General features: G+C 63.8%; 13 protein-coding genes. 8 read left to right on the forward strand and 5 right to left on the reverse strand.

Going from position 1 to position 19,750, the window contains the following annotated elements; all coding sequences use genetic code 11:
• Position 1: 1 nt before the first annotated feature.
• Both EJ070_RS25050 and EJ070_RS25055 read right to left on the reverse strand, forming a co-directional pair.
• Entirely contained in the window at positions 2–1,504 is a 1,503-nt protein-coding gene (locus tag EJ070_RS25050; RefSeq protein WP_126093747.1) for an SAVED domain-containing protein, read from the reverse strand.
• 365 nt (positions 1,505–1,869) lie between these two features.
• Positions 1,870–5,646: a vitamin B12-dependent ribonucleotide reductase gene (locus tag EJ070_RS25055; protein ID WP_126093748.1), complete on the reverse strand. Its 3,777-nt coding sequence runs from the start codon at positions 5,644–5,646 to the stop codon at positions 1,870–1,872.
• Positions 5,647–6,450: 804 nt separating this feature from the next.
• Here EJ070_RS25055 and EJ070_RS25060 point away from each other — a divergent pair.
• The 8 genes from EJ070_RS25060 to gltX all read left to right on the forward strand — a co-directional run bounded on the left by EJ070_RS25060 (position 6,451) and on the right by gltX (position 15,498).
• Positions 6,451–7,989 carry an ABC transporter substrate-binding protein gene (locus EJ070_RS25060; RefSeq protein WP_126093749.1) on the forward strand — a complete coding sequence of 513 codons (1,539 nt, stop codon included), beginning with the start codon at positions 6,451–6,453 and terminating at the stop codon, positions 7,987–7,989.
• 110 nt (positions 7,990–8,099) lie between these two features.
• Complete coding sequence (locus tag EJ070_RS25065) at positions 8,100–9,041, forward strand: ABC transporter permease (protein ID WP_126093750.1); 942 nt, start codon at positions 8,100–8,102, stop codon at positions 9,039–9,041.
• Positions 9,041–9,904 (forward strand): ABC transporter permease, encoded by an 864-nt coding sequence (locus EJ070_RS25070; protein WP_126093751.1) that lies wholly within the window; start codon positions 9,041–9,043, stop codon positions 9,902–9,904. The genes EJ070_RS25065 and EJ070_RS25070 overlap by 1 nt, the downstream gene beginning before the upstream one ends.
• Positions 9,904–11,124: an amidohydrolase/deacetylase family metallohydrolase gene (locus EJ070_RS25075; RefSeq protein WP_126093752.1), complete on the forward strand. Its 1,221-nt coding sequence runs from the start codon at positions 9,904–9,906 to the stop codon at positions 11,122–11,124. The genes EJ070_RS25070 and EJ070_RS25075 overlap by 1 nt, the downstream gene beginning before the upstream one ends.
• The gene (locus tag EJ070_RS25080) at positions 11,121–12,140 is read left to right on the forward strand and encodes an ABC transporter ATP-binding protein (RefSeq protein ID WP_126093753.1); all 1,020 of its coding nucleotides are present in this window, start codon (positions 11,121–11,123) and stop codon (positions 12,138–12,140) included. Before EJ070_RS25075 ends, EJ070_RS25080 begins: the two co-directional genes overlap by 4 nt.
• On the forward strand, positions 12,137–13,165 hold the full coding sequence (locus EJ070_RS25085) for an ABC transporter ATP-binding protein (RefSeq protein WP_126093754.1): 1,029 nt from the start codon (positions 12,137–12,139) through the stop codon (positions 13,163–13,165). Before EJ070_RS25080 ends, EJ070_RS25085 begins: the two co-directional genes overlap by 4 nt.
• A 27-nt stretch (positions 13,166–13,192) precedes the next feature.
• The gene (locus tag EJ070_RS25090; protein ID WP_126093755.1) at positions 13,193–14,014 is read left to right on the forward strand and encodes an IclR family transcriptional regulator; all 822 of its coding nucleotides are present in this window, start codon (positions 13,193–13,195) and stop codon (positions 14,012–14,014) included.
• Between the two features lie 110 nt (positions 14,015–14,124).
• On the forward strand, positions 14,125–15,498 hold the full coding sequence (gltX, locus tag EJ070_RS25095) for a glutamate--tRNA ligase (RefSeq protein ID WP_126093756.1): 1,374 nt from the start codon (positions 14,125–14,127) through the stop codon (positions 15,496–15,498).
• On the opposite strand, the gene EJ070_RS25100 is transcribed toward gltX, so the two are convergent.
• The 3 genes from EJ070_RS25100 to EJ070_RS25110 form a co-directional block, all read right to left on the reverse strand.
• On the reverse strand, positions 15,416–16,630 hold the full coding sequence (locus tag EJ070_RS25100) for a DUF2865 domain-containing protein (protein WP_126093757.1): 1,215 nt from the start codon (positions 16,628–16,630) through the stop codon (positions 15,416–15,418). The two genes, gltX and EJ070_RS25100, sit on opposite strands and share 83 nt — an antisense overlap.
• Before the next feature lie 48 nt (positions 16,631–16,678).
• On the reverse strand, positions 16,679–17,098 hold the full coding sequence (locus tag EJ070_RS25105) for an MAPEG family protein (RefSeq protein WP_126093758.1): 420 nt from the start codon (positions 17,096–17,098) through the stop codon (positions 16,679–16,681).
• Between the two features lie 120 nt (positions 17,099–17,218).
• A complete protein-coding gene (locus tag EJ070_RS25110; RefSeq protein WP_126093759.1) occupies positions 17,219–19,543 on the reverse strand; it encodes an NADP-dependent malic enzyme in 2,325 nt (774 codons plus the stop codon).
• Positions 19,544–19,750 lie beyond the last annotated feature (207 nt).

Consider the following 19,750-nt stretch of genomic DNA (forward strand, 5'->3'; position numbering starts at 1 on the left):
TTCAACCGATCCTGATAGAGGGGATGTAGCTGCCGTCCACGGCGCTCTTGAAGTCGAATTCGTATAGCGTCACAGGACCCATCGAGTCGCGGTGCTGGCCCATGAAGAATGTGAAGGCATTCGGGGCCGTTATGAAGAAGTGCCGCCGCGCGCTGATCGGCGGGCGAAGCGCCTTCACGGCACCCGCGATCTGATCGGCGAGATCGGCTGCATGCTCTCCGCCAGCGAGCGCTTTCTGGCTCGGGCCGTTTGCGGCGACGACGTGCAGGATTCTCCCGATGCTCGGGGCGGTCGTCCTGATGTATTCCTGGACATCCGCCAATGCATTTCGCGAGAAGCTGACCACGACAGCGATCTCGTCGCCGGATCCGACTGGAATCACCTCGGTTGTGGCCGCCGGGCCGACTTTCCCGTCGTCCGACCGCCATACGGTGGTCGGCCCTCGTCCCTTCTGGTTGAGTTCGACGTGCGTGCTGGTCTTGAAGCCGAGCATCGCGCCTGCAAGGAAGGCAATCGAGGAATGGCTATCTAGGAACAGACGGATGTCCTTGTCCGTCTGGCGAACGCGCGTGAGGAACTCCTCGACAGCAGAACGGACGTCGGTGTTCCAGTCGATTCCCTCCCTGAGATGCCGCAAGTTGAACAAGTCCACGAGCGAGAGCGTGTTTTCCGGCTGAGCATCGAGGTAGTCTGTCGGACCGTCTGTGAATGAACGGATGGAAATGTTCTTTCTATCCTCCGGCTGGGTCGTTCTCGCCCAGCCTTGTTCGATGCACAGCTCTTCGAAGGCCTCACGGGTAAGCACATTTCGCTGAGTCGCCTTGAGTGCCCGGGCTGCACCATCGAACTTGAATTCGAGGCTGTTACCCCCGGGTGCCAGACCGACGACCTGGAATCTGAGGTCGACGTTTTCACGCATGTCTTGCAGCGAATGATACCCCTCCATGATATGGAAGGTGTCGAGGATCGCGTAGAGTTCTTCGTCCGATTCCAGCTCGAGATGATTGCGCCAAAGAGCGCGGACCTCACCCATTTCGCTGAGTTCTGTTTTCCCTACGGCGAGCTTTTCCAGGTCCAGCGACTTGTCCGCCGTTTTGAGAAGCTTGGACAGCGGGTCATCATCGCGGACGCGATCTGTCGTGACCAATGTGAACGTCGAGCGGGGTGGGGCTTTCGCCACCGCTTCCTTCAGGCGCTGCAAGATAGAGATCGCGCTGGCGCCGATAAACTCGGGTTCCACAAGCTCCCTGAAGCCGAAACGCCCAACTTGGTTTACATGAAATTTGACCTGGTGGTGGGCGGTCTCGACTCTGAACGAGCGACGCCCGGCCATACCAGGATTATATCGCACGACAACGTCGTCGAACCCTTTCGGGCCGTCGGCCTCGTACGAAACTTCGACCACATGGGGTGTCTCCGGATTGCGGAGACCCGAAGCATGTATCCAGAAGAATCGGGCCTGATAGTCATGCCCGTCCCAGTTTGCAATCACTGCGTCAGCCATAGGCACCCACTACCTATACTCTCAATTCTCGTTTTGTTCGCCGTACCACTTTCCGGGCACCCTAGTGCCCGGAAACATTCGTTTCAGTGTTCGCCCGACCTATTCAGGCCGGGTGAGCGGACTTCGTGTGTCGAATGAGCGATCTACCTTGACGTTGAGTGAGATTCAGTGACGCGTCAGGAGGAGGGGGGCGGTGCGTCGCGTAACGTCTTTCGCTCGTTGCACCGCAGCCGATGCATTTCTCTCACGATCCGTTGCTTCTTACCTTCTGACTTTATCAGGAGCGGCCGTCTGGCCGCTCCAAGTACAAAACATTGGCTTGTAGGTACAAAACTTTGAGTGTTGCACCATCTAGGTTTTAGATATCAGCTGCACCCGCTCGTCGAACCACACGTGTCGCACTTCTCGCAGGTGCCGTTCCGCACCATGGTGAAGTTGTGGCACTCGGAGCATTCGTTGCCAGTGTAGCCCTGGAGCAGCGACTGCTGGCGCCTTGTCGCGGCGAGCTTCTTTGCCTCGGCCGCTTCGTTGGCGGCGGCGTCGGTGAATAAAGCTTCGGCGCCGCCGGCGGCTTCGGCTTCCTGTTCCAGCATATCCTCGGCCAGTTCCCTGGCGCGCTCCTCATAGTCGCGCTTGTAGGCAAGCGCCTCGTCGCTCGCCGGCTTCAGCGCCAGCACGTTGGAACCGGCGAAGGCGGTGGGCGCGGCGCGGGCAGGGGCCGTCGTCGGGGCGGAGCCGCCAAGCCCCTTGGGTTCGCTACCGATGCCCGACACCAGCTTCACCGGCGAGGCGCCGCGATAGAGGCCCTTGGAGAAGGGCGTCGCCTTGCCTTCGGTGATGCCGCGGCCAAGTGCGGTCTTGTCGAAGTCCGATTGGTCGACATGGGCGAGGTCGTGGCGGCCGAGATAGGAGACGGCAAGCTCGCGGAACACGTAGTCGAGGATCGACGTCGCGTTCTTGATCGCGTCGTTGCCCTGCACCATACCGGCCGGCTCGAACTTGGTGAAGGTGAAGGCCTCGACATATTCGTCGAGCGGCACGCCGTACTGCAGGCCGAGCGAGATCGCGATGGCGAAATTGTTCATCATCGCGCGGAAGGCGGCACCCTCCTTGTGCATGTCGATGAAGATCTCGCCCAGGCGGCCGTCGTCGAACTCGCCGGTGCGCAGATAGACCTTGTGGCCGCCCACCACCGCCTTCTGGGTGTAGCCCTTGCGGCGGTTCGGCAGCTTCTCGCGGTCGCGGTAGAGGCGTTCCACCACGCGCTCGACGATCTTTTCCGTCACCTGCACGGCGCGCTGTGCGGCCGGGGCGGCGATGAACTGCTCGACCGCCTCGTCCTCGTCCTCGTCGTCATCGGCGAGCAGCGAGGCATTGAGCGGCTGCGACAGCTTCGAGCCGTCGCGATAGAGCGCATTGGCCTTCAGCGCCAGCTTCCACGACAGCATGTAGGCGTTCTTGGCGTCCTCGACCGTCGCCTCGTTCGGCATGTTGATGGTCTTGGAGATCGCGCCCGAGATGAATGGCTGTGCCGCCGCCATCATCAGGATGTGGCTCTGGATCGACAGCGAGCGCTTGCCGATCTTGCCGCAGGGGCTGGCGCAGTCGAACACTGCGAGATGCCCGGCCTTGAGGAAGGGCGCGCCTTCCAGCGTCATGGCGCCGCAGACATGGATGTTGGCGGCGTCGATGTCCTTCTTCGAGAAGCCGAGAGCCGGCAGCATCTCGAAGGAGACGTCCGAGAGCTGCTCGTCGGTGAAGCCAAGCGTCTCCTTCACCCAGTCGGCGCCCAGCGTCCACTGGTTGAACACGAACTTGATGTCGAAGGCCGACTTCAGCGCCGCATTCAGCGCGGCGATCTTCTCGTCGGTGAAGCCCTTGGCCTTCAGCGAGGGCGGGTTGATGCCCGGCGCCTGGTTGAGATTGCCGTGGCCGACGGCGTATGCCTCGATCTCGGCGATCTGGCTTTCGGAATAGCCGAGCGTCCTCAGTGCCTCCGGCACGGCGCGGTTGATGATCTTGAAGTAGCCGCCGCCGGCGAGCTTCTTGAACTTCACCAGCGCGAAGTCGGGCTCGATGCCGGTGGTGTCGCAGTCCATGACCAGGCCGATCGTGCCGGTCGGCGCGATCACGGTCGCCTGCGCGTTGCGGTAGCCATGCTCCTCGCCGAGCTCGATGGCGCGGTCCCAGGCGGCGCGGGCATGCTCGGCCAGCGCCTGCTGCTTCAGATCGGAGGCAACCAGCGGCACCGGATTGACGGCGAGCTTCTCGTAGCCGGCCTTGTCGCCGTAAGCGGCGCGGCGGTGGTTGCGCATGACGCGCAGCATGTTCTGGGCGTTGCGGTCATAATCCGGGAAGGCGCCGAGTTCGGAGGCCATCTCGGCCGAAGTGGAGTAGGCGACGCCGGTCATGATCGCGGTGAGCGCGGCGCAGATGGCGCGGCCCTCGTCGGAGTCATAGGGAATGCCCGAGGTCATCAGCAGGCCGCCGATATTGGCGTAGCCGAGGCCGAGCGTGCGGTATTCATAGGAGAGCTTGGCGATCTCCTTCGACGGGAACTGCGCCATCATCACCGAGATTTCGAGCACGACGGTCCACAGCCGGACGGTGTGCTCGTAGGCAGCGATGTCGATCGTGCCGTCCTCTCTGCGGTAGGGCAGGAGGTTGATCGAGGCGAGGTTGCAGGCCGTGTCGTCGAGGAACATGTATTCCGAGCACGGGTTGGAGGCCCGGATCGCACCGGCGGACGCGCAGGTGTTCCAGTCGTTCATCGTCGTGTTGAAGTGCAGGCCGGGGTCGGCCGACGCCCAGGCGGCATAGCCGATCTTTTCCCAGAGGTCCTTGGCCTTCAGCGTCTTCAGCACCTTGCCGTCCTTGCGGGCGGTGAGCTGCCAGTCGCCATCGGCTTCGACGGCGCGCAGGAAGTTGTCCTTCAGCGACACCGAATTGTTGGAGTTCTGGCCGGAGACGGTGAGATAGGCGTCGGAATCCCAGTCGGTGTCGTAGGTCTTGAACGACATCGAGGTGTAGCCCTGGCGGGCGAACTGGATGACGCGGTAGATGTAGTTCTCCGGCACGGCGTCCTTCTTGGCCGCCTTGATCTCGCGCTTCAGCGCGGTGTTCAAAGCCGGGTCGAAGCAGTCGTCGTCATGGCCTTCGCAGTTGACGCAGGCCTTCATGATCGCTTCGAGGTGCTTCTTGACGATCTTCGAGCCGGTCACCAGCGAGGCGACCTTCTGCTCCTCATTGACCTTCCAGTCGATGAATTCCTCGATATCGGGATGATCGGCGTCGACGATCACCATCTTGGCCGCGCGGCGCGTCGTGCCGCCCGACTTGATGGCGCCGGCCGCGCGGTCGCCGATCTTGAGGAAGCTCATCAGGCCGGACGAGCGGCCGCCGCCGGACAGCTTTTCGCCTTCGCCGCGCAGCATCGAGAAGTTCGAGCCGGTGCCGGAACCGTATTTGAACAGGCGCGCCTCACGCACCCACAGGTCCATGATGCCGCCCTCGTTGACGAGGTCGTCCTGCACGCTCTGGATGAAGCAGGCATGCGGCTGCGGATGCTCGTAGGCGGACTTGGACTTGGTCAGCTTGCCGGTGAAGGGGTCGACATAGAAGTGGCCCTGGCTCGGACCGTCGATGCCATAGGCCCAGTGCAGGCCGGTGTTGAACCATTGCGGCGAGTTCGGCGCAACGCGCTGGGTGGCGAGCATATAGGCGAGCTCGTCGCGGAAGGCGCGCGCGTCTTCTTCCGATTTGAAGTAGCCGCCCTTCCATCCCCAGTAGGTCCAGGTGCCGGAGAGACGGTCGAAGACCTGGCGGGCGTCGGTTTCCGAACCATAGCGCTCAGCCTCGGGCAGCTTGGCGAGTTCGGCCTCGTCGGCAACCGAGCGCCACAGGAAGGAGGGGACGTCGTTCTCCTCGACCTTTTTCAGGCGCGCCGGCACGCCGGCCTTGCGGAAATATTTTTGGGCCAGGATGTCGGCCGCGACCTGGCTGAATTGGGCCGGCACATCGATGTTATCCAGGCGGAACACCACAGAGCCGTCGGGATTCTTGATCTCCGACAGGGCCTTGCGGAATTCGATCTCCGCATAGGCTGACTGGTCTGGCTTGGTGAAGCGACGCTCGATGCGCATTGGTCCGGTCCCTTTTGTCTATATATAGCGCTTTTCCCCAGGGTTTTCTGCCCTCAAGGCGAAAAGCGCAGTCCGCCGTTTGCCGGCATCGCGGGCGACGCCGGCACTCTCCTCGTCGCAGGTGCCGGCTTGCAGACAGCATAACGCCTTGCCAGGTGTTCGCCTGGGCTGCAGACCGACCCCCGCGGGTCCCTAAACTGAAACTTTTGTCGATTCCCTCGTTCGAGGGAGGTTCACACTATCTAGGGTCGAGCCTGCCTGCAAACACTAAATATAGTGTTAACAGATCATTTTTTCCAGGCCGACAATTCTCCCTTTCGCCCACCCAAGCCCCAACATTCCCAACGCTTCCGCCGGCCTCGTGAACAGGCGGAAATGCGGGCAAAACGCACAAAATCCGGGAAAAAAGACCGGCCTCTGAACACTCCGGTCACGCCCGCAACAGGAGCGCATGGCCTATAAAGAGCGACTCGTTTGGAACCGTCAAGGATTCGTTTTTGTAGGTTTTGTGACCCCAATATGTTGTGTGTCACATATGTGGATAACGGGGACAGAAAACCGTCGGCGCGGAATTCGCCTTGGCTTGGTTGAAAGCCGCTCCGCGCCTCGGATCGTGACTGTTTCCGAGCACCCGGAAAAGGCGAACATCTCATTGTGCCTCGGTCCGCCGAGAGCTCGATCCGTGTTTCGGCGCGCGCCGCTCCAGATACCAAAAGAGCTTGACGCATCGGTATCCCAATGCACTTATTAGTCCGTAACTAAGATATAAATTCCATAAATATGGAATATAAGAAGGGAACCAAGATGAAGCGCTTCGTGAAAATTGCGGCTTCGCTGGCGGCGCTTGTGCTTTCGGCAACGGGCACAGCGTGGGCAGAGCCGGCCAAAGGCGGTGTTATCGACGTGGCCACGATCGGCGAGCCGCCGACACTCGATCCGATGGCGTCCACGGCCGACCTCGTCGGCATCGTCACCCAGCACATCTACGAGACGCTTTACACCTTCGATAAGGACTGGGGCATCACCCCGCTTCTCGCCGCCGACATGCCGCAGATTTCGCCCGATGGCCTCGTCTACGCGATCAAGCTGAGGACCGGCGTGAAGTTCCATGACGGCAGCGACATGAATTCCGCCGACGTCGTGGCATCGTTGCAGCGCTGGATGAAGATCGCCACCCGCGGCAAGCAGGCCGCCGAGGTGATCGCTTCGGTCGAGCCGGTCGACGACGACACGGTCAAGATCACTCTCAAGAAGCCCTTCGCGCCGCTGCTCGCGCTTTTGTCGCTGAACAATGCCGCGGCCATCATCATTCCTTCCGAGAATGCCAAGCAGGATCCGCTGACCAGCTTCGTCGGCACCGGTCCCTATATGCTGAAGGACCGCAAGCCCGATCAGTTCATCCAGCTTGCCCGTTTCGACGGCTATAAATCGCGCGACGGCGAGCCGAACGGCTATGGCGGCGCCAGAAAACAGTATCTCGACGAAATCCGTTTCGTGCCGGTTCCCGACGCCAACACCCGCGTGGAAGGAGCGGTCGCCGGCCAGTTCGCCTACGTCGATTCGCTTCCCGTGGAATCCTTCGACAAGGTCTCCGGCGGCAAGACCGCGCCGGTCATGCTGAAACCGTTCGGCTGGCCGGTTTTCGTGCTGAATACCAAACATGGGCCGAACAGCGACATCCGCATCCGCAAGGCGATCCAGGCAGCGCTTGCGCCCAACGACATGCTGCTCGCCGCCTTCGGCTCCAAGGATTTCTTCGCCGCCGACGGCGCGCTCTATCCGGAAGGCTATGCCTGGCATACCGATGCCGGGACCGAAGCCTACAAACCCGACGGCGACACCGAAGCCGCGGCAACCCTGCTGAAGGAAGCCGGCTATGACGGCAAGCCGCTGCGCATCCTCACCAGCCGCCAGTACGAGTTCCACTACAAGATGGCGCAGGTCGCGGCGGAATATCTCAAGGCCGCCGGCTTCCAGGTCCAGCTCGACGTCGTCGAGTGGGCGACGCTGACCAAGAACCGCACCGATCCGGCGCTTTGGGACATCTACATCACCCACAGCCCGTTCCTGCCCGAGCCGTCGCTGACCGGCATCATGTCGGACTCTTCGCCCGGATGGTGGGTCTCGGACCGCAAGCACAAGGTGCTCGACGCCTTCAATGCCGAGCCCGATCCAGCCAAGCGCGTCCAACTGTTCGCGGATGTCCAGAAGGCGGTGCTCGACGAGGTTCCGGCGGTCAAGATCGGCGACTTCAACGCCTTGGCCGCCCAGGCGCCGACGCTCAAGGGCGTGACGCCGGCGCCATGGCCGTATTTCTGGAACGCCTATCTCGAAGGCAAGTAGGTTCCTCCCGCCTGTCCCCTGCGCAACCGGGGCAGGCAAACAGGGTGCCGGCCGTTCTCGGTCGGCACCCGAGAACATTCGATAGATCACCGAAGACAGGCTGACCGCCGATGCTGCGCTCGATCCTCAACAGGCTTCTCGGCATGATCGTCGTGATGGCGCTGGTCGTCACCATCGTCTTTATCATCGTGCGGGTGACGCCCGGCGATCCGGCCGCCGTGATGCTCGGCCCGGATGCTTCCGCCGCCGATATCGCCGCGCTGCGCTCCAGGCTCGGCCTCGATGGCTCGATCCCGGAGCAATTCGGGCGTTACGTCCTCGGTCTCGTCCAGGGCGATTTCGGCCAGTCGATCTTCCTCAACGAGCCGGTCACGACGGCGCTCGCCCAGCGCGCCGAGCCGACCTTCTTCCTCACGGTGTTCTCGCTGCTGATCGCAACGCTGATCGCCTTGCCTGTCGGCATCCTGGCCGCCTACAAGCGCGGCTCGATCTTCGACCAGGCGACGACGGCCGTCGCCATGTTCGCGGCCAGCGTGCCGAGCTTCTGGCTGGGCCTATTGTTCATCCAGTTCTTCGCCGTCAGGCTCGGCTGGTTCGACACGTCCGGCTATGGCGGGCCGGGCGCATCCTTCGCCGTCAGGCTGAACCATCTCGCGCTGCCGGCGCTGGCGCTCGGCCTCGTCAGCTCGGCGCTGATCACGCGCTTCACCCGCGCCTCGATGCTCGACGTGCTCAACGACGACTATGTGCGCACCGCGCGTTCGAAAGGCATGAGCGAATGGCGCGTGGTGCTGAAGCACGCCTTCAGGAACGCGCTGATCCCGATCATCACGGTCATCGGGCTTACCGCCGCGCTGCTGATCTCAGGGGCCGTGGTCACCGAAACGGTGTTCGGCCTGCCGGGTGTCGGCAGCCTGGTCGTGTCGGCGGTGCTGCGGCGCGACTATCCGGTCATCCAGAGCGCGCTGCTGGTCATTGCCGGCCTCTACGTGCTGGTCAATTTCGCAATCGACATGCTCTACCTCGTCGTCGACCCAAGGGTTCGCTACTGATGGCCGCGATCTCCGTCCCGCTCCATTCCGAACCCAACATCCTGTCGCGGCTGATAGGCCGACCGACATCGGCCGTCGGCCTGACCGTGCTGGTCATCATCGTGCTCGCCGCAATCCTGGCGCCCGTCATCGCGCCCTATGCGCCGTCGAAACTCTCGATCGCCAGCCGGCTGCATCCGCCAAGCCTCGATCATCTGTTCGGTACCGACGATCTCGGCCGCGACGTGTTCACGCGCATGCTCTATGCCGCGCGTACCTCGCTCAGCGTCGGCTTCGCCGTGGTCATCCTCTCATCGATCATCGGCACGATTCTCGGGCTGACGGCGGGCTACTTCAAACGCCTCGACACACCGGTGTCGCGGCTGATCGATGCCATGATGGCGTTCCCGGATATCCTGCTGGCGATTGCATTGGTCGCCGCACTCGGCGCGACCGCGACCAATGTCGTGGTGGCGCTCGGCGTGGTCTATGCGCCCAGGATCGCCCGGGTCGTGCGGGCCTCGACGCTGGTCATCCGCGAACTGCCTTATGTGGAGGCGGCGCGGGCGCTTGGCGTGCCGACGCCGATCATCCTGATCCGCCACGTGCTGCGCAACGTCACCTCGCCGCTCCTGGTGCAGGGCACCTTCATCTTCGCCAACGCCATCCTGGCGGAGGCCGGCCTGTCCTTCCTCGGCGTCGGCATTTCGCCCGACATTCCAACCTGGGGCACGATGATCGCCACCGGCCGCCAATACATGGACCAGGCACCCTGGGTGATGATGTTTCCCGGTGCGGCAATCGTCGTGACGGTGCTGTCGCTGCAGCTCCTCGGCGACGGGCTGCGCGATCTTCTCGATCCACGTCTCGCCAAGGATATCTGATGTTTGCCAATCGCTTCCCCAAGGCCGAGCGACCGCTGCTGATCAGGAGCGCCAGACCTGTCGGGTTCGGCGACGGCGTCGGTCAGCCGATCGATGTCATGATCGACGAGCAGGGCCGTATCGCCGAGACCTCATCGGCAATCGCCGCCGGTGATCGCATCGAGGTCGTCGACGCCAAGGGCGCGTTCCTGTCGCCGGGCTGGACTGACCTGCATGTCCATGTCTGGTATGGCGGCACCGACATTTCGCTGCGCCCCGGGCAATGCGGCGCGACGCGCGGCGTCACCACGATGGTCGACGCCGGCTCCGCCGGCGAGGCGAATTTCCACGGCTTTCGCGAGTTCATCATCGAGCCGGCAAGAGAGAACGTCTACGCCTTCCTGAACATCGGCTCGATCGGTCTTGTCGCCTGCAACCGCGTCAGCGAGCTGATCGACATGCGCTCGATCGATTTCGACCGGACCATCGCCACGGTCGAGGCCAACCGCGATGTCATCGTCGGGCTGAAAGTCCGCGCCAGCCATGTCATCACCGGGGCCTGGGACCTGACGCCGGTGCGGCTCGCCAAGAAGCTCGGCCGCATCCTGAAACTGCCGATCATGGTGCATGTTGGCGAGCCGCCGCCGCTCTACGACGACGTGCTCGGCCTCTTGAGCGAGGGGGACATCGTCACCCACTGCTTCAACGGCAAGGCCGGCGGCTCGATCATCGAGGACGACGACCTCTACCGGCTTGCCGAGCAGGCGGCGGCGCGCGGTATCGTGCTCGACGTCGGCCACGGCGGCGCGTCCTTCTCCTTCGACGTCGCCAAGGCCGCGCTTGAACGCGGCCTGCCGCCGGCGACGATCTCGACCGATCTCCACAATCGATCGCTCGACGGCTCGGTCTGGGACATGGCCACGACCATGTCCAAGCTGTTGTCGCTCGGCATGAAATTCGAGGACGTGGTGGCGGCCTCGACCACGACGCCACGCCGCGCCATCCGCCTGCCGACCGAAAGGCTGCTGGAGAAAGGCAAGCCGGCGGAGTTCACGCTGTTCGACGTCGTCGACGCCGATCTCACGGTGCGCGATTCACAAGGCGCGTCGAGCACATTGCATCGGCTGTTCGAGCCGCGCCATGCCATCCTCGGCGCTGAGGCCGTGGCCGCGCATCGCCACGTGCCGGCGGAAGGCGAGGGCAGTTCGCACGCCTGTCCGCATTGCGGGTGGAAGTCATGAGCGGGCCTTTAGCCAGCGACGTCATCCTTTCGGTCCGCGATCTCAAGACCTGGTTCGTGACGCGCCGGGTGACGGCGAAGGCGGTCGATGGCGTGACCTTCGATCTCAAGCGGGGCAGGACGCTCGCGGTGGTCGGCGAATCCGGCTCCGGCAAGTCCGTTACCAGCCTCTCCATCATGGGGCTTTTGTCGCGGCCTGGAGCGATCGCCGGCGGCAGCATCCTGTTTCGCGACCGGCAGGAGCGCGTCCACGATCTCGCCGGCTTCAGCCAGCGGCAGTTCCGCAAACTGCGCGGCAGCGAAATCGCGATGATCTTCCAGGAACCGATGACCAGCCTCAATCCGCTGTTCACGGTCGGCGACCAGATCGGCGAAATGATCGCGCTGCATGAGCCCGTCGATCGCCGTGAGGCGCGCAGGCGCGCTTTAGCCATGCTGAAGCATGTCGAGATCCCGGATGCGGAATCGCGCTTGGACGACTATCCGCACCAGATGTCGGGGGGCATGCGGCAGCGGGTGATGATCGCCATGGCGCTGTCCTGCAGCCCGTCGCTCTTGATCGCCGATGAGCCGACGACGGCGCTCGACGTCACCATCCAGGCGCAGATCCTCGATCTGTTGCGCCGGCTTCAGGCCGAGATGGGCATGTCGATCCTGTTCATCACCCACAATCTCGGCGTCGTGGCCGAAATCGCCCATGATGTCGTCGTCATGTATGGCGGCCGCGTCGTCGAGCAGGCGCCAGTCAATGATCTCTTCGCGCATCAGCGTCACCCCTACACCAGGGGCCTGCTCGCCTGCACGCCGAACGCCGCCCGCGACATCGACGCCGCCGGGCAGCGCCGCGCGCTGCATTCGATCCCGGGCAGCGTGCCGCCGATCACCAACCTGCCGCCTGGCTGCGCCTTCGAGCCGCGTTGCGATTTCGCCATCACGCCTTGCAGGGCCGCGCCGCCGCCGTTGGTGCCGGCCGGCCCGCATGGCGCGTCCCGCTGCATCCGGAGCGCCGAGCTATGAGCACCGCATCCGTCATATCAGAAGAGGTGCGGCCGCTGCTCAGCGTGCAGGGACTGACCAAGCATTTCCCGGCCAGAGGCGGTCGTATCGTTCATGCCGTCGAGGACGTCAGCTTCGACGTTCGGCGCGGCTCGACGGTTGGCCTCGTCGGCGAGTCAGGATCCGGCAAGACCACCGCCGGCCGCGCCTTGCTGCGGCTGGTCGAGCCGACCGGAGGCAAGGCGTTGTTCGACGGCGTCGACCTGTTTTCGCTGTCGCAGCGCGAGATGCGCGGCTACCGGCAAAAGCTGCAGATCGTTTTCCAGGATCCGTTTTCGAGCCTCAATCCGCGCATGCGGATCGGCGGCATCATCGGCGAGGCGCTCGACGCGGCCGGCTATGCTCGTGGCAAACGGCGCGCCGAGCGCGTCGGCGAATTGCTGACGCTGGTCGGCCTGTCGCCCGAACATGCTGGCCGGTACCCGCACGAGTTCTCCGGCGGCCAGCGCCAGCGCATCGGCATTGCGCGCGCGCTTGCGGTCGAGCCGCAATTCATCGTCGCCGACGAACCGGTTTCGGCGCTCGATGTCTCCGTTCAGGCACAGGTGCTCAATCTGTTCGGCGACCTGCAAAAAAAGCTCGGGCTGACGTTTCTGTTTATCGCGCACGACCTGTCGGTGGTCGAATATCTCTGCGACGAAGTGGTGGTCATGTATCTCGGCCGCGTCATGGAGCGTGGGCCGAGCCGGCTTGTCTATGCAGCGCCGCGCCATCCCTACACCAGGGCCCTGCTCGCCACGGCGCCGGTGCCCGACCCGACGCGGCGTCGCACGCATACGCCCTTGCATGGTGATATTCCGAGCCCGATCGCGCCGCCGTCCGGCTGCGTCTTTCGCACACGATGCCCCGAAGCCATCGCCGCCTGCGCGCAAGCCGTTCCGCCGGTCGAGCATATTGGTGGCGGACACCATGTGGCGTGTATTCGCCACAATGAAAGACTGTCTGATCCAAATCGGGTTGACCGCCACCCGGGTGCTGTCCTTTAGATCATCGCGATCAACATTTGAGACCACATGACAGCCAACGTGAGAGATCAGGACCTGAGCCGCACTGAGATAGCCGCCGAACCGCGCCGGTCGCGCACCAGCGGCATCGACCGCGTGCTGCAGATATTGGACTGCCTGCAGCGGCGGGGGCGCCCGGCGACCGCGTATGAGATCGCGCGCGACATCGGCGCGCCGCTGTCGACCGTCTATGTTATCGTCGACGACATGGTCGAGAAGGAGCTTCTCGATCGCAAGGATGGCGGCCTGCTGTGGCTCGGGCCGAGGCTTTATCAGTACGGGCTGACCTACGCCCGCACGCTCGACCTGCTCAATGTCGCGACGCAGGAAATGCACGAACTCGCCCAGAGTTCGAAAGAAACCATCCAGATATGCGGTCGCGACGGCGACTATATGGTCGTTTTCGCCATGGAGGAGGGCAAGGATCATTTCCAGGTGACGTCGCGCGTTGGCACGCGCACGCCGCTCAACTGGACGGCATCTGGCCGGCTGCTGGTCGGTCACCTGCCGGAGGAAGAACGTCTTGCCATTTTTGCCCGCTCGGCGACCGCTTCGCCGACGGGACGCGCCGAAACGGACAAGCACGTGCTGGCCCAGGCATCGGCGGCGGCGCTGTCCCAGGGGCTTGCGATCCAGGCCGGCGAGTCGGACTTTTCGGTCGCCTGCATCGCGGCGCCGATCCGCGACAATCTCGGAGCGTGCCGGGCGACAATTTCGATCGTCGTGCCGGATGTGAAGGTCAGGCAAAAAGATCCCGATTTGACTTCGCTGGTCAGGCAGAGCGCCAAGCGGATCGAGGAGCGGCTGGGCTGGCGTCGCGCAGGCCCGTAACCGCTGACGTCCGACCGGCAGGCTTTTCATTTTAGGTGGCTTGCACTATCTGTTGCCCTTGCGCGGGGGCGTGTCTTGTCAACCGTAAAAGCATTCGTTACGCCCCGCTCATGACAGTTACCGTCCGTTTCGCCCCGTCGCCGACCGGCCGCATCCATATCGGCAATGCGCGCACCGCGCTGTTCAATTGGCTGTTCGCCATGAACAACAAGGGCCGCTACATCCAGCGCTTCGACGATACCGACGTTGCCCGCTCGACGCAGGAATTCGCCGATTCCATCCTCTATGACCTGCATTGGCTGGGCATTTTCCCGGACGCCACCGAATACCAATCGCGGCGCGTCGAGATCTACGATGCGGCGGTGGAGCGGCTGAAGGCGGCGCGCGTGCTTTACGCCTGCTACGAAACGCCCGAGGAGCTCGACCTGCGCCGCAAGGTGCGCCGCACGCGCGGCCAGCCGCCGGTCTATGGCCGCGAGGCGCTGACGCTGACGCCGGAGCAGGTGGCCGAATACGAGTCCGACGGGCGCCGGCCGCACTGGCGGTTTCTTTTGCCGAACTTCACCACCGATCCGCTGCAGCCGGAGCGGACCGAGGTGCACTGGAACGATCTTGTGCGCGGCGAGGAGACCGTCGATCTCGCCTCGCTGTCGGACCCCGTCCTGGTGCGCGAGGACGGCACCTATCTCTACACCCTGCCTTCCGTGGTCGACGACATCGAGATGGGCGTCACTCACGTGATCCGCGGCGACGACCATGTGACCAACACCGGTGTGCAGATTGCCTTGTTCCAGGCCCTCGGCGCCGAGTCGCCGGTCTTCGGCCATCACAATCTCCTGACCACCGTTTCGGGCGAGGGGCTGTCGAAGCGCACCGGCGCGCTGTCGATCGAAAGCCTGCGCGAGGACGGCATCGAGCCGATGGCGGTCGCCTCGCTCGCCGTGCTCGTCGGCACGTCGGAAAACGTCACGGCCACGCACGACCTCAACGAGCTCGCCGGCCATTTCGACCCGGCCGCGACGTCCAAATCCGCCGCCAAGTTCGACCCCGACGAGCTCTTCGTGCTCAACCGGGCCCTCATGCATCACATGCCGTTCGACGAGGCGCGGGACCGGCTGATGGTGCTCGGCATTTCCGGCGACGACGCGGAGCGCTTCTGGCTGGCGGTGCGTGGCAACATCGACCGCTTGTCCGACGCGGTCGCTTGGTGGCGCATCCTCGCCGACGGTCCGCAAGAGCCGGCGGAATTTTCCAGCGAGGATCGCGAATTCCTCCACCAAGCCTTCGACCTTCTGCCTGAGGAGCCTTGGAACGGCACGGTCTGGAAGGACTGGACCGGCAAGATCAAGGAAGCGACGGGCCGCAAGGGCAAGCCGCTGTTCATGCCTCTGAGGCTGGCGCTTACTGGGCAGACTTCTGGGCCTGAGCTTTCAGATCTATTGCCGCTGATGGGTCGGGAAGGAACGCTGGCCCGACGACCCTGACCTTGCGCTGTTCCGGCGGCAAAGCCGAAACCGGCGACACCGGCGCCTTGGTGGTCAGGCGCTTGATCGCCTCGCGGTCAAGCCCGCCTTCGGCATTGGCAAGCGTTTCGGGGTCGGCGCCGGGATCGGGCTTCGAGGCCGGCACCGGCATGAAGGGCGTCGCCTCGCTGTCCGGCTGCGACTGCTCGGGATTGGGCGGATTGCCGGCGATGATCGAAAAATTGCCGGCCTGGGCATTGCAGCCGCATTGCGGCGGCCGCGAGTAGTTGGCCTGCTTGTAGAGATAGGCGGTCGGCAGCTCGCTGTAAGGTTGGCCGGTCACCGACGAGGTCATGTTGCCGGCATCATCTTCCATGCCTTGCGCGTAGAAGACCTGCATCTCGGTGCCGGGGCAGCTCGATTCGCAATTCTTCTGATCGCGTTCGAAATCGCCGTAAGAGGCAGCGTTCGACATCGGGAAGAAATAGCCGTCGCAGGTGCGCACGCAAACCGTGCGGAACTCGCCGCTCTGCCTCGGCAGGTCCATGCCGTCCGGCTGGTTTATGACGCGGCGGATGTTGCGGACGCTGGGGTCGTCCGGCGGAGCATCGGCCACTCCAGGCGTGTCGAGCGTTTCGATCTCCTGATCGCCGCGGCCGAAAAGCTGCTCGAAAAGATTGCCGCCGCCATTGTTGCGGGCAGCCTCTTCGATCGGCGTGCGCCGCGGCGCGACCTCGTCGCCGCGGCAGCCATTGGCATCAAGCGCCGCAAGAATACGGCTGCGGTCGCGCCGCGTGCCGCCGCCGGCCAGCCGCTCTCGCTTGGCCTGCAAGGTGTCGAGATTGGCGTTCATGCGCTCTATCGAGGCATTGATCGCCGCGCATTGGCTGACATTGCGCGAAAACAGAGTAAAGCCGCAATTGGCGTCGCTGGCGCGGCTTCGCGCCTTCGCCAGCTGCTCGCGCTGTCGCGCGATCGCGTCGTCATATTTGCGGATCAGGCCCGGTTCGCCGCCACCGCCGCGCGCGGCGGCAAGCTCGGCTTCGAGCTGGCGGCACATGCGGGAGGCCGCCTGCGGCTCGGTCACGGCGACAGCCGACGCCGCCAGCGCCGCAAGCAGCGCCGCGAGATGCGTCAGCTTCAATCCTTTCATCCGCCAGAAACCCCGATTGCCGTGGCCGGAAGGCTACCGTGTTCGTGGTTAACTGTTCCCTAGTAAAGGCAGGTCGGGCCACACCGATGCCAGCAAAAGCAGAACGATTCCAACAAACGAAACGTTCCAAACGAGCGAGCGGAGCAGGGGAACGCCGAATGCATAGAGCGGAAGATAGACCAGCCTGGCCGAAAAATAGAGTCCGGCTCCCCACTTGCTGAGCGCGGTCTCGTGGGCAGCCGCGTGAACAAGAAAAACCGCCGCCACGAACACCGGAAATGTCTCGACGAAGTTTCGCAGTGCCCTTTCCAGGCGCCCTGCCACACCTGTGAGCGGAGGGACTTCGGCGTCTCGGGCGCTGGCCGTCCAGCGGTAACCTCGCTGGAAGCTCGCCGAATGCGAGGCGAGAACGATGTGAATGAAACAGAGCACGCAACTTGCGGCGAGCATGGCTAGTTCGAAGCTCATTCAACCCTCGCATCTGCCCATTCGTCTTTCGCGCTTGAACGTCGAAGCGTGGCAGTGAGGCCGTGATGGCCGCAACCACCTTACAATGAAGCATCATCGGTGTTTACGGCCAGAGCGTCCTCAACCCAGATCGGCGATCGCCTGCGCCTTGTGCGCCGCCTCGACCACCGCCAAAGCCGTCATGTTGACCACGCCGCGCGAGGTCACCGAAGGCGTCAGGATATGCGCCGGCTTGTCGGTGCCGAGCAGGATCGGCCCCACATGCAGCGCGTCCATCATGGCGCGCAGCGCCGTCAGCGTGATGTTTGCCGAATCGAGGTTCGGGAACACCAGCAGATTGGCTTCACCCTTCAGCCGCGAATGCGGATAGACGCGCTGGCGCAGATGTTCCGACAGCGCTGTATCGGCATGCATCTCGCCGTCGCATTGCAGGTCGGGCGCGATGCGCGCCAGGATCGCCGCGGCCTCCCGCATTTTGAGCGCGGTCGGCGCGTCGCGCGAACCGAAATCCGAGAACGAGAGCAGGGCGGCCTTGGGTTCCATGCCGAAACGCCTGATCTCCTCGGCCGCCAGGACGGTCATCTCGGCGATCTCCTCGGCCGTCGGATCGATGGTGACATAGGTGTCGGTCAGGAAAATGATGCCGCGCTGCGAAATCAGCATCGAGAGCGTCGACAGGTCGTGGTCCTTGACGCCGGGGCGCGGCCCGATGATCAGCGCGACATTGCGCAGATGCCGCTCGAAGCGGCCTTCGAGCCCGCAGACCATCGCATCCGCATCGCCACGCTTCAGCGCGAGCGCCGCGATCACCGTATTGTTGGTGCGCACCATGGTGCGGGCGGCTTCCGTCGTAATGCCGCGTCGGCCGGCGAGTTCTATCAGCAGATCGACATAGTGGCGGTAACGCGGATCGTCTTCCGGGTTGATCAGGCCGAAATCGACGCCCGGCCGGATGCGCAGCCCGTAGCGCTTCAGTCGAACCTCCACGACATGCGGGCGGCCGATCAGGATAGGCTCGGCGATACCTTCCTCCAGCACCACCTGCGCGGCGCGCAGCACGCGCTCGTCTTCGCCGTCGGCATAGATGACGCGCTTGGCGCTGGAGGCTTTGGCCGAAGAAAAGACCGGCTTCATCACCAGGCCGGAGCGGAAGACGAAGCGGTTGAGCTTGTCGATATAGGCCGCGAAGTCTGCGATCGGCCGTGTCGCCACCCCGGTATCGCAGGCGGCTTTCGCGACCGCCGGCGCGATGCGCAGGATGAGGCGCGGGTCGAAGGGCGAGGGGATCAGGAAATCCGGGCCGAACACCGGCGTCTCGCCGGAATAGGCGCGCGCCGCGACGTCCGAGGGCTCTTCGCGGGCGAGGGCGGCGATTGCCCGCACGGCGGCCATCTTCATCTCCTCGTTGATGGCGCTGGCGCCACAGTCCAGCGCGCCGCGGAAGATGTAAGGAAAGCAGAGCACGTTGTTGACTTGATTGGGAAAATCGGAACGCCCGGTGCAGATCATCGCGTCCGGCCGCGCCGCCCTCGCCACTTCCGGCATGATCTCCGGCGTCGGGTTGGCGAGCGCCAGGATCAGCGGCTTCGGCGCCATGTGCTGCAGGAGTTCAGGCTTCAGCACGCCGGCAGCGGAGAGGCCGAGGAAGACATCGGCGCCGGGGATGACGTCGGCCAGCGTGCGCGCCTGCGTATCCTTCACATAGGGGTCTTTCCAGCGGTCCATCTCCTCGGCGCGGCCCTTCCAGGCGACGCCGAAGCGGTCGGTGACCCAGATGTTTTCGACCTTGGCGCCGAGCGAGACCAGGAGGTTGAGGCAAGCGAGCGCCGCGGCACCGGCACCGGAGGTGACGATCTTGATGTCGGCAATCGTCTTGCCGGCGAATTCGAGCCCGTTGAGCACCGCCGCCGCGACAATGATCGCCGTGCCATGCTGGTCGTCATGGAAGACCGGAATCCCCATGCGGGCCTTCAGCCGCTCCTCGACCTCGAAACATTCGGGAGCCTTGATGTCTTCGAGATTGATGCCGCCGAAGGTCGGCTCGAGCGCGGCCACCGTCTCGACCATGCGCTCGATTTCAGGCGCGTCGATCTCGATGTCGAAGACGTCGATGCCGGCGAACTTCTTGAACAACACCGCCTTGCCTTCCATGACCGGCTTGGAGGCGAGCGGGCCGATATTACCGAGGCCGAGCACCGCCGAGCCGTTGGAGACGACGCCGACGAGATTGGCGCGCGCCGTGTAGTCGGCGGCGGTCGCCGGGTCGTCGCGGATCTCGAGGCAGGGCGCGGCGACGCCAGGCGAATAGGCAAGCGCGAGATCGCGCTGGTTGCCGAGCGGCTTCGTCGCCTGGATTTCGAGCTTTCCGGGCGTGGGGTACTTGTGGAAGAAGAGCGCGGCCTCGTCGAGGTCCGACCTGGCCGTTTTCTTGCTCTCGCCGTCCATCGCGGCCCCTCCTGTGCTTCCTGCTTTCGAGCCTTTTAGAGCAATTCCAGGAAAAGTGTGAAACGGTTTTCCGTCCGGAATTGCGTCAGGCAGATACATGCGGCGACGATTCTTCGCGGCGCCAAATCACGGTATCGGCGTTCTCATTGCTTAAGCTAAAATAATCGAGTTATTTCAGTCTGTTGTAACAAGACTCTCGAGTTCTAT

The sequence above is a fragment of the Mesorhizobium sp. M1E.F.Ca.ET.045.02.1.1 genome, from assembly GCF_003952485.1.
GTDB lineage: Bacteria > Pseudomonadota > Alphaproteobacteria > Rhizobiales > Rhizobiaceae > Mesorhizobium.